This is a genomic window from Pseudarthrobacter sp. CCNWLW207 (genome assembly GCF_037203945.1).
Classification (GTDB): Bacteria; Actinomycetota; Actinomycetes; order Actinomycetales; family Micrococcaceae; genus Arthrobacter.
Genome location: NZ_JBBCBS010000001.1, coordinates 84,113 through 96,164 on the forward strand (window position 1 = coordinate 84,113; position 12,052 = coordinate 96,164).

The window sequence follows — 12,052 nt, forward strand, 5'->3', positions numbered from 1 at the left end:
TCGGCATCTGCGTTGGCGCCGCACATTAAGCAATTAACTAGGCTTTGCGCCTTGGTAGACTCGGCATTAGCCGTCCCATAGCGCTGGCCTGTGCGATTCCCCGTGCCCGGAGAACGAGACGTAGAGGTTATTGCATTATGGCGAAACAGACACAAAACATACGCACCCGAAGAAGTTATTCGCTGAGCGCAGCCGTCCTTACGGTGGCAGCGCTCGTCCTGACCGGCTGCGGACAGCCGTCTCTTGTGGGCGCCAGTTCGTTGGCAAACCCTGAATTTGACGCGGCGGCGGCCCGCAGCCCCGCCGCTCCCGCGTCAGCAAAGGCAGCACCAGCGACGCCGGCCGCCCCGGAACCGGATGCAGGCACGGCAGTTGAAGCAACTGCTCCGGCGGCTCAAGAGCCCGAGCCCGCCCTGACCGTTATGCCCCAAGGCAAAGTTGAACCCGCTCCGGCGCCACAGCCTGATGCAGCCGACCGTTCCGGTCTCGTCACCGGAACCTACCAGCCGTCAGCGGACACCACCGGCGTACCTGCCGGCACCGTGCTGACGCCGCACAACACTTCAGGGGCAGACCTGGTCATCACCCAGGACGGCACCATCCTGGACGGCCTGGAAATCTACGGCGACATCAAGGTCCGTGCCGCAAATGTCACCATCAAGAACAGCCGTCTGCACGGCGGCACCCATATCCCGGGCAGCAATACGGGCATCATCGACGCGAACAGCTCTGCCGTCTCCAACCTGGTTGTCCAGGACAACACCATCATCCCGGACCGGCCCTCCTACTATCGTGACGGGATTGTGGGCCACGACTACAAGGCCCTGCGGAATCACATCCAGCGAACAAACGACGGTCTGGGCATTTTCAACCGGCCGGGAGGTCCCGCGGCAGCCAACGTGTCCGCCGAAGGCAACTACATCCACTCGCTCACGTACTGGTCCTCCGACCCCGCACACAGCGACGGCACCCACAATGACGGAATCCAGGTCCAAGGCGGCGAGAACATCCGCCTCGCCGGAAACACCGTCGTAGCCAACGCCGTCCTCGGCGAAGGCTCCGGACCCAACCCCCGCGGCGACCACGCCGGCATCGGCATCATGCTCCAGCAAAACGTGGCCAAGCTGGCCAACGTCGTGGTGGAGAACAACTGGGTAGATGACGGCCAGACCTCGATCAACATCGCCAACGGCAAATACGCCGACATCACGGTAACGGTCCGCAACAACAACCTGGGCCGGAACCAGTACGACTTCGGAAACGGTTCAAAATACCCGATCCGAATCATTAGCCGCTCAGCTAGCACCGTATATGGTCTGGATAGCAACCGCTGGGCGGATACCCTGGCGTTGCTCGTTGAAGGCCGCGACGGCGGCATCCGTTACAACAGCTAGTCCCACTTCACCGCGGACCAGGGGTCTCAAGCCGATGTGCGCAACCGCGTTACGGATGCTTCCTGCCTGCCCGCCTGTTCTTAAAAAGGAATAGTTATGAACTCAACGAACACTCTTACCCGTCGCCGTGCCCTGGGGCTCGGCTTCGCCGGCGCCCTCGGTACCGTTCTGGCCGGTTATGGGGTGGCCCAGCCAGCAACGGCAGCCACCAGCCGCGACGGCTTGATATACGGCGAATACAAGCCCACCGATGCCAACACGGGCGTCATCACCGGCACAGCGCTGACGCCCCACAACACAGCTGGCACAGACCTGATCATTACCAGCGACGGCACGGTCCTTGAGAACCTGGATATCTACGGCGACATCAAGGTCCGCGCCCGCAACGTCGTTATTCGCAACTGCCGGCTCCGCGGCGGCAAGCATATCCCCGGCTCCAATACAGGCATCGTGGATGCCAACAGCGGTAGCTGTTACAACCTGCTTGTCCAAGACTGCACCATCATCCCGGACCGCCCCAGCTACTACCGCGACGGCATCGTGGGCCACGAGTACACAGCACGCCGCAACCGCATCAAACGGACCAACGATGGCCTTGGCGTGTTCAACCGTCCGGGCGGTCCGGTGCAGGCAAACGTCACCATTGAAGGCAACTTCATCAATGAGCTCACTTACTGGAGCAACGATCCGGCACACTCTGACGGCACACACAATGACGGCATCCAGGTCCAGGGCGGCGAGAACATCACCATCGTCGGCAATACCGTGGTGGCCTCTGCAGTGACCGGTTCAGGCAGCGCACCGAACCCCCGCGGAACGCATGCCGGGATCGGTATCATGCTCCAGCAAAACGTCGCCAAACTCGCTAATGTCCTGGTCAGGCGGAACTGGGTGGACGACGGCCAGACCAGCATCAATATCGCCGTGGGCAGCAAGTACAGCGATATTGTGGTAACGGTCCAGAGCAACTTCCTGGGCCGCAACCAGTACGATTTCGGCAACGGTTCCAAATACCCCATCCGCGTTATCAGCCGTTCCAGGAGCAAAGTCACCGGTCTCATGTACAACCGGTGGGAAGACAACAACACCTACCTCAAAGAAGGAAGGGACCTGGGCATCCGCTACGACAGCTAGCGGAGGTGTGCCGCGAAAATGCGGCCCCCTGACGATCTGCTGCAAGCACTCAGGGAACGGGCCATCGGCCTGTTCCCTGAGTGCTTCTGCGTTTCGGCTTAGCCGGGCACCGAAGTGAAATCGTCGAACCGTGCAATCACCGGAGCATTCGTGGCGGCACTCGAGAGATAGGCCAACAGACCCACCGAACCGGCGCTTTGCAGCGCGGCCGTTGTGTCGGTCGAGGTCAGCATCCAGCCCGCTGGCTCGGCCGTTCCTGCACGCCAGGCCTTGGCCCGGATGGTGGTAGGTGAGGTTCCCGTCGCCTGGACACGCAGCCTGACTGCCTGCCCCGCCGTAATGGAGAAACCCGTCGAGGTCTGGCTGAGGGTGGTTTCACTGCCACCCGCCAGCCGGGTGACTTGCAGCGTCACCGCTCCGTTGGATTCCACCTTGATCTTGGCCCGATATTCGTTGCTGGCCACCCGCCTGCCGGTCACTCCGAGGAACGTCCCGCCGCCATTGCCGATCTTGTCGAGCGAGAGCGTTGCTGAGGTGTCGGCTGCTGTCACCGATATTCCCGGAAGATAGGCCGAGGGTCCCCGGCCTGCGGCCAGGTTTATGGCACCCAGGCCATTTCCCACCGCGAAGTACGACGACGATCCGTTCAACGCCCAAGTGCCGCCGTCGTCGGCCGCGCCCCAACCAGTGGACAACGTCCGCCCGAAAGCATCGGAGGCCAACGCCCCGCCTGGAGTGGAATTCACGGTGACAGTCCGCGTGGTGCTCGCTGTGGCGCCGTCGTTGTCCGTCACTATCAGCGTGATGGTGTAGGTTCCTGCAGCAGCATAGGTGTGCTGCGCTGTCGCGCCGGTGGCTGTGCCGCCGTCGTCAAAGTCCCAATTGTAGGAACTGATGCTGCCGTCGGGGTCAGAAGAGGCGGAGCCGTTGACGGCCGCGCTGAGCCCGCTCACCGACGTGGTGAAAGAGGCCGACGGCGACTGGTTTCCGCCGGAACTGACCGTGACATTCCGGGAGGTGCTGCTGCTTGCCCCACTGTTATCCCGGACCGTCAGGCTGATGCTGTAGGTGCCGGACGCAGCATAGGTATGGCTGGCGGTGGCGCCCGTAGCGGTGCCTCCGTCTCCGAAGGCCCAGGTATATGAGCTGATGCTGCCGTCCGGATCGGAGGAGGCGGAGCCGTTGACGCTGACCGTCAGTCCGCTGACGGACTCGGAGAAGCTGGCCACGGGCGGCTCATTGCTGGTTCCGGCAATGGATATCGTCCGGCTGTCCCCCGTGACAGTGTTGCCCAGCGGATCTGTAACCCTGATCCGATAACTGTGCGTTCCGCCAGCAAGCCCGCTGTCATTGAATGTCAGGGTGGGCCGCTGCCAGAACGTGGAGAGTTGTGAGACCGTGTAGGCCGGCAACCCGTTTCGGAGGACCGTATAGGTCAGGTTGGAGTTGTCGCGGTCCCAATTCGACTGCCATTGAACCCGAACCTGGCCCGCCCCAGGGCTGGTCAGCGATGGCACAAAGTTGGAGCCGGAAACCCGTGGTCCCTGGTTGTTGGGAGCTATCTCCTTCACGGCAAAGCGTGACAGGCCCTGCTGCGGGCTCTGGTTTACGTTCCTGAACTCGCCCACCATCACGACGTAGTTGTTATTGCCAGTAACCGCCCACGGGCCCTGGCTTTGTCCGCTGGCCGTCCCGGTGTCCATATCGGGGAACCAGTTCAACATTGAGGGGGCGGGCTGGCCGGTGAAGGACGGATAGCCGTAGATGTCCTTCGTGAGGGTTCCGGTCGCCGCTTTGCCGAAGGACACAGCCCGGTGCCACGTCCGCGGAGTGGTTTCGGGGAAGCCGCCAAAATTCCCGCAGTAATGCGGGTGACCGGCTACGTACACGGCAGTGTTCGTGGCGAACGCACCGTAGGAGTCTCCGTGACAGTCCTCGATCCATTTAATCCTGGCGTCGGACCAGTTGGCTGCAAAGGCGCCCTCGAGGTTACCGCCAGTGCCAAAAATATAGCCTGTGCCGTAGAAAGTGGTCCCGTCGCTGGACAGGGAAAGGATGGCCGAGTCGGTACCGGCATTGCGCACGATGTCGTTTGCCTGGATAGCAAGCGTCGCACCGGTGGTCGCGTTGACCATGCCAAGCCCATAGCCGGGTCGGTTTGAACCGTTGAGGGTAGTGAAAGCGCCGCCGACAACCACGCGCTCTTCTTCGGGCGAGAGTGCCAAGGCATTGACGCGGCCGTTCGCCGCATTGGGGGCCCAGGACAGCAACGCCCCGTTGCTGGCGTTTACCGCGGCGAGGCGGTTGCGGGACGCCGAGCCCACATTTGTGAATGTGCCGCCGAACCAGACCGTGGAGTCGCTGGCCACGACGGCCCGGACGGTTGCGCCCACATTGGGAGCGAAACCGCTGATAAGTGCTCCGGAGTTCGGATCCAAAGCGGCAATTCGGTTCCGTGTTACTCCGTTCACCGTAGTGAAGTCACCACCGACGTAGATGCGGCTGCCGTCCGGCGAGGCCGTTATGGCCAAAGCCTGGCCATTCAGGACCGGGGCGAAGCTGGTCCTGAGCTGGCCGGTCGCCAGGTCGAAGGCAAGAATATTGCGCCGCGAAACCAGCTGCGTTCCAGGTGCAGCCCCGAAGGGTCGTGCGTTGTTGAACCTTCCAGCCACATAGACGGTGTTACCGACCGTGACCGCGTGCCAAGCCACGCCATCGTGCTGGGCAGTGGGGAGGCTGTCCGCCGTCACCGTGACAGGTGTTTTAGGGTCATTGGGGTCCACCGGTGCCGAGTCAGCGAAGGCAGGCGCACCCACCATCACGCCGGAAACAGCCAGGATCCAGGCAGCCATCGTACAGAGCATCCGAAGATACAGATGGACCCGGACGTCCCGTACCCGTCCCTTGGGCGCACTCCCCGGGGAACTATCCGCCGGGGGCAGGGGCCTCAATTCGTCAGTATCGGGCCGCGCCGGCTCAGTCGCCCAATGGCGCCCATACTTTCGTGGTTGCCATGACATCTCAGTGGCCTTTCAGCTCGAAGCTCGCCTTCAGCGGATCATCCAGTGGAAGTCACGCTGTCGTCATCGAAGCGCACCATTGCGGGTGCGTTTCCTGGGCGCTGAGCCGCCCACTTTTATTGGCAACTGGAGATCGTCCCCGCTGCGACACGACGGGAAACTCGGGCGGTGGGAACTCTTCCGCCTGTGATTTCCGTCATATATAGGTTAGCGCTTTCGTTGGACTTATTTCGAGTTTCTCCGCGAGGATTGTCATTGCTGGCCTTCGCGCCGGTAACTCCCACAACATAGCTCCCATGCTTCACTTCGCCGTGAAGCTGACGGTTGTGGAGGGCTTTGAATTCCCGAAGGGATCCTTGACCACAATCCTGTAACTGTGCGCAGACCCGGAGGCCACCGTGTCCAAGTACTCCAAAGTAGGCCTGTTCCAAAATGTCGTCGCTTTCGCCTGGGTGTTGACCACAACGCCGTCCCGATAAACCTGGTATGTGAGGTTGCTGTTGTCCCGGTCCCAGTTGGACTGCCAGCGGACCTTGATCTGGCCCTTGGCGGGCGAGCTCAGGGCCGGGTTCGTGGCGGCGGCCGACGACCTCGGACCTTCCTTATTGGGCGCAAGCGAAGAAACGGCAAAACGCACAAGACCTTGCTGGCCTTTGAAGTTCACCGTCTTGAATTCCCCTCCCATCAGGATGTACTGGCTGTTGCCCGTGACATGCCAAGGACCTTGGTTCTGGCCCGTGGCCGTGCCCGTATCCATGTCCGGGAACCAGGTCAGCAACTCTGGCGCTGGCTGGCCTGTAAAGCTCTTGTACCCCTGGGTGTCCGCCGTTAAGGTCCTGGTAGCTGCCTTGCTGAACGCAATCGCCCGATGCCATGTCCTTGGACTCGTCTCCGGGAAGCCACCAAGGTTTCCGCAATAGTGGGGATGCCCTGCGACGTAGGCAGCCGTGTTGTTCGCGAACAGGCTGTACGAGTCTCCATGACAATCCTCAAGCCACTTAAGTCCCAAATTCGACCAGTTGGCCGAGAAAGCACCCTCCAAAAGGCCTGTGCCGGCGAAGTCGTAAGCCGTGCCGTACCAGTTGGTGCCATCCGTAGACAGAGACGTAATTGCCGCACCGCTGCCTGCATTGCGAACCACATCGTTGACTGGCGTCGCAATGATGCCGCCGGATACCGCATCCGTTGCGCCAAGACCATACCCGGGCTTCGAGGAACCGTTCAGCGTGGTGAAGGCCCCTCCGGCGACCACGCGCTTGTAATCGGGCGAAACTACCAGGGCATTGACCCGGCCACCGCTGGCATTAGGGTTCCACGCCAACATGAATCCATCGGAGGACCGGAAGGCCGCCAGCCTGTTGCGCGCCACAGTGCCGACTGTGGTGAAGAGGCCGCCCACCCACACTGTGTCTGCAGAAGCGACCACCGCACGGACCGAGCCGTTCACCTTGGGCGCGAAGCCGCTCAGCACTGCGCCCGTGGTTGGGTTGAGCGCTACCACCCGGTTTCTGGTCTGGCCACTGACCGACGTGAAATCGCCACCGACATAGAGCCGGGATTTGTCCGGCGAAGTGGTGATCGTGAGGCCCTGGGCATTGAGGGTCGGGGCAAAGGACGAAATCAGCGCGCCCGTGGTCAAGCTGTAGGCCAGGATGTTCTGTCGTGGCACAGTCTGTGATCCCGGTGCTGCACCGGCCGGACGGGCAGAGCTGAATTTGCCCACAGCATAGACGGTGTTCCCGATGATCGTCTGCGACCAGACAACTCCGTCTATCTGGACTGTTGGCAGGGCATCCGCCGACACAGTTACCGGTGTCTTAGGATCGTTTGGATTCGTCGGTGCCGTATCGGCAAAACCTTGGGGCACAGCGATGATGGAGGCGGCAAGCAGCATAAAACCAGCTGCGAGGGCGGCGACCGGCTTGCCGCCGCCCTTTCGTGAAACGTGTGCTTTTAGTACGTGGTTCATACTGTTCCTTCCCGCACTAGGCGGACGGCTGTGAACCAGTCATAGGCTCCGCCGGCTCACGGTGTGGTCACGGCAAAGTCGTCGAAGCGGACGGCTACGGGAGCATTGGTTGCGGTGCCCCACAAGTAGGACATCAGGCCAACGTAACCCGCCGCCTGCAGGGCCGCCGTTGTGTCCGTCGCCGTCAGCTGCCAATCCGCTGGCTCCGTGGCTCCGTCCCGCCAGACTTTCGCCCGGAGCGTGGTTGGATTCGTCCCGGTGACCTGGAGCCGTATCTGTACCTGATCGTTGGCTACGAGCGTGAGTCCCGGGATCGAGATCGACTGCAAGGTTGTTTCCGCTCCGGCCGAAAGCCTCGTCAGATACAGCGAAGTCGTCCCGTTGGCAAAGATCCGCAGCTTTGCCCGGTACTCGTTCCCGGTACCGACCTTGCGGCCTATCACGCCGACAAACGATCCTCCCCCGGTGGCTATCTTGTCCTGGGAGACTTTGACGCGTACATCGGTGTCGGTTGCACTGACGGCCTGCAGGCCTGCCCAAGGTCCTGCATTTGGAGCTCCCAAGAGCATGGTTCCAACGCCGTTTCCAACATTGTAGGAGCCACCTCCTACGGTCCAGGCGCCGCCGTTGTCGGCGCTGCCCCAGCCAGAAGCCACGGTCCTGCCGAAAGCGTCTGCTGCCAGGACGCCTGGCGGCGGCGGAGCAGCCACAGTGACCGGTTGCGTCACGGCGTTCGTGGCGCCGTCGTCATCTGTCACCGTGAGCGTCACCTGGTAGGTGTTGGCGGCGGCATAGGCGTGCGACGGCGTCGCGCCGCTTCCCGTGGTGCCGTCACCGAAGTCCCAGGCGTAGTTGGTGATCGTGCCGTCGCTATCCGAGGATGTTCCGGCGTTCAGGTTGGCCGTCAGTCCGCTGGTGGTGGACGTGAAGGCGGCAATAGGCGCCGCGTTTGCCACCGGGGCGCCGCCCGCGGTGACGTTAAGGTTGTCGTAGCGCAGCGTGACGGGTGCGTTGGTTGCACTGGCGGACAGGTAGGACACGAGGCCGGTCCCACCAGCGACCTGTAGGCCTGCCGTGTTGTCACTTGCCGTCAGCTGCCAGGCGGCAGGCTCCGCTGCAGATGCCCGCCAGACTTTGGCTGTAAGGGACGTCGGGGACGTGCCCTCAAGCCGTAGCCTCAGGACGACCGGATCGTTGGCCGCGACTGTGAGTCCGGCGACGTTGACCTGGGCCAGTGTCGTCTCCGTTCCGCTGACCACGCGGGTCAGGTAGAGCGTCACCACACCGTTGCTCGCCACTTTGATCTTGGCGCGGTAGTCGGTGTTGGCGGCGTCGTCGGCAAGCCTGCGTCCAAGCAAGGAGGCAAACCAGCCTCCGCCGGTGGATGGCTTGTCGGCGCTCACGGTCACCCGCGAATCGTTGGCCGCGGTGGAAACGGACTTCAGAAGTGCCATTCGGCTCTGGCCCGCACCCAGCGAGACTGCTCCGCTGCCATTGTTGACGGCGAAGCTGGACGTTCCACTGGTTATGGTCCAGGCCCCGCCAGTATCGGCGGTGCCCCAACCACCCGTGGAGGTCCGGCCGAAGGCGTCGGCGGCCAGGACTGTGTTAGCCGGGGGTGCCGTCACCGTGACGTTCTTGGTCACTGTTCCGGTGGCACCGTCGTCGTCCGTCACTGTCAGCTTCACCGCATAGGTGCCTTCGGCCGCGTAGGTGTGGTTCGCCGTCGCGCCCGTTGCACTGGTGGCGTCGCCGAAGTCCCAGGCGTAGCCGGCGATGGTGCCGTCGGCGTCTGCCGAGGCTGAGCCGTCGAAGGCCGCCGCGAGATTGCTGGCAGTGAAGCTGAAGTCAGCCACCGGCACCTGGTTGGGCGGCGGAGCCGTCACCGTCACGGGATGGGTCACCGAATTAGTGAGGCCCGTGTTGTCAGTCACGGTGAGTGTAACGTCGTACGTCCCTCCTGCAGCGTAAACGTGCTGGGCAGTGACGCCGGAGCCTGTGCCGCCGTCGCCGAAGTTCCAGGCGTAGTCTGTGATCGGCCCGTTCGCGTCGGAGGATGTTGTGCCGTCAACAGAGGCTGTCAAGCCTTCTGTAGTCGAGGTGAATGCTGCCACTGGCGGGGCCGGCGGAGCGTTGACGTTCCGGCCTGAAGCAACGTAATGCGCCTGGATCCGGGACAGCGGGAGGACGGAGGGGTAGATGGCGACGTCGTCCAATTGGCCGTTGAAGTACCGGTTGGTTGGCCGGTTGGTCCAGCTTCCGAGGTTGTCCCCGCCGATCCTCCAGAAGCCGTCGAACTGCCACGCTGACGTGACGTCGGTTCGGCTTCCCACCAGCACGCCGTCGACAAACAACTGCATGCCGTTGCTGCCCAGGGTGGCCACTACGTGGTGCCATTGGTTGTCGTTGTAGCTGGCTACGGAGCTCACTGTTTGGCGTGTGACTCCATTTGGCCGGACTCCAAAGAACAGCCTGCCGAGGTTGGACATGTAAAGCACCCGATCGAAATCGGTGGACACCGTGGTCTGGGTGTTGCCATATCCGAAGATCTGGCCGCCAGTGATGGATCCGGTCTTGAACCAGGCCTCCTGGCTGAAGACCTGCGGCCTGAAGTCCAGTGTTCGGTCGACGGCAATCCCATCCAATGTGCCGTTGAAAGTTGCAGCCGTATCGGTTTCCCCGCCGATCGCGCCCGGCGCACCCAGGGTCACGCCCGGGCGGAAGAGCAAGTCATCCTTGCCTGCGAGATCGACGCCTGCGGTGCCGCTTGGATCGCCGAGCCGCCAGTAGTTGTTCGGCTCGTCCGCCAGGACGCTTTGGGCGTAGGAACCTGGCGGCGTAACTGAGCCGGCCACTGTGATGTTGATGGTCTCGCTGCGGGCATCGTTTCCGAACGGATCAATGGCGAAGATCCTGTATCCGTAACTCTGTCCGGGGACCAGCCCCGTGTCCAGGAACGTCATGCCGGGGCGGTTCCAGAATGTGGAAGCCTGGTCGATCGTGGCGATGACTGCGCCGTTGCGCCGGACCTCGTAGGTCAGGTTCTCGTTATCCTGATCCCAGTTTGCCTGCCAGCGGACGCGGACCTGGCCGGCAGCCGGCGTGGAGAGCGTCGGGTTGAAGTTCAGGCCGTCGACCCGGGGGCCCCTCAGGTCGGGAGCGATGTTGCTCTTCGCGAAGCGGACAAGGCCCTGCTGCTGTTGGTTGTTGACGATGGTGAACTCACCGGCCATGACCACATAGTCTGAGTTGCCAGTGACCGTCCACGGGCCTTGGTCCTGCCCGGTGATCGTTCCGGAATTCATGTACGGGAACCAGTTCTGCAACGAGGGCGCAGGTGTGCCCGCGTAGTTTGTGTACCCATGCGTTTCCTGCGTCAGGACCCCGGTAGCTGCCTTGCTGAACGCCAGGCCCCGCTGGAACTCCCAAGGTTCCGCCTGCGGGAATCCTCCGACGTTCCCGCAGTAGTGGGCGTGACCTGCCAAGTAGACCACGTCATCCATTGGAAAGACTGAATAAGTGTCGCCGTGGCAGTCTTCGATCCACTTGGTGGAGTCGTCCGACCAGTTGACGGAGAACACGCCTTCGAGGGTGCTCGTGCGGCCGAAAGTGTAGCCGCCGCCATACACGTTGGTTCCGTCGGAGGCCAACGTTGTGATGGAGCCGTTTGTTCCGCCGTTGCGGACCACGTTGTTGATCTGGAACGGGAGGTTTGCGCCAAGGTTGGTGTCCACCTTGCCCAGACCGAAACCCGGATTGGTGGAGCCGTTCAACGAGGTGAATGCACCGCCGACCACCATGCTCGCTCCGTCAGGTGACAAGGCAAGGGCGTTTACCCGGCCGCCGACGGCGAGCGGATTCCAAGGAAGGAGCGCACCGTTCGACGCCGAGACGGCAGCCAGCCGATCGCGGCTGACCGAGCCAACCGCGTTGAAAAGTCCGCCAAGGTAGACGGTGGTTGGAGTCGCCACGATGGCCCGCACGGATGCAGACATCCGCGGCAGGAAACTTGTGATGAGGTTTCCACTGGTGGGGTTCAACGCAACTACACGCCAGACCGTGGAGCCGTTGATGGACGTGAAGGCTCCGCCGACGTACAGCCGTGTTCCATCCGGAGACGCTGCCAAGGCGGTCACTTCACCGTTGAAGCTGGGAGCGAACGGCAGCAGCGCACCCGTGGTGAGGTTGTAGGCAAGGATGTTGTTTCGAACCACTCCTCCGGTACCGGGTGCCGCTCCGGCTGGCCGGGCCTCCGTGAAGTTTCCGCCCACATAGACCGTGTTGCCGATGATCACCTGAGTCCAGGCGACTCCGTTGATCTGGGCAGTCGGCAGTCCGTCAGCGGATACCGTGACAGGTACCCCTGCAGCGGGTGCAGTGTCTGCGGCCGCAGGCAAGGCTCCGCCCACCACACCGAGAGAAATCGCCAGGGCCGCGCTGAGGGAGACTGCAAGGAAGGATCTTAGGAGGCGCAGCTTTGTGCGGACCATCCGTAGCGCCGTCGCTTCGGGCACGATGCGATTCCCGCCCCCCGA

General features: G+C 62.6%; 5 protein-coding genes. 2 read left to right on the forward strand and 3 right to left on the reverse strand.

The window, feature by feature from the left end; all coding sequences use genetic code 11:
- Nucleotides 1-137: 137 nt before the first annotated feature.
- Both V9L17_RS00290 and V9L17_RS00295 read left to right on the forward strand, forming a co-directional pair.
- Nucleotides 138-1,394: a hypothetical protein gene (locus tag V9L17_RS00290; protein WP_337350019.1), complete on the forward strand. Its 1,257-nt coding sequence runs from the start codon at nt 138-140 to the stop codon at nt 1,392-1,394.
- Between the two features lie 96 nt (nt 1,395-1,490).
- A complete protein-coding gene (locus tag V9L17_RS00295; RefSeq protein ID WP_337346586.1) occupies nt 1,491-2,528 on the forward strand; it encodes a hypothetical protein in 1,038 nt (345 codons plus the stop codon).
- 98 nt (nt 2,529-2,626) lie between these two features.
- On the opposite strand, the gene V9L17_RS00300 is transcribed toward V9L17_RS00295, so the two are convergent.
- The 3 genes from V9L17_RS00300 to V9L17_RS00310 all read right to left on the reverse strand — a co-directional run bounded on the left by V9L17_RS00300 (nt 2,627) and on the right by V9L17_RS00310 (nt 12,007).
- Nucleotides 2,627-5,380, reverse strand: coding sequence for a PKD domain-containing protein (locus V9L17_RS00300; RefSeq protein WP_337350020.1), 2,754 nt, complete (start codon nt 5,378-5,380; stop codon nt 2,627-2,629).
- 469 nt (nt 5,381-5,849) lie between these two features.
- Entirely contained in the window at nt 5,850-7,517 is a 1,668-nt protein-coding gene (locus V9L17_RS00305) for a hypothetical protein (protein WP_337350021.1), read from the reverse strand.
- A gap of 56 nt (nt 7,518-7,573) precedes the next feature.
- Nucleotides 7,574-12,007: a PKD domain-containing protein gene (locus V9L17_RS00310; RefSeq protein WP_337350022.1), complete on the reverse strand. Its 4,434-nt coding sequence runs from the start codon at nt 12,005-12,007 to the stop codon at nt 7,574-7,576.
- Between the last annotated feature and the right edge of the window lie 45 nt (nt 12,008-12,052).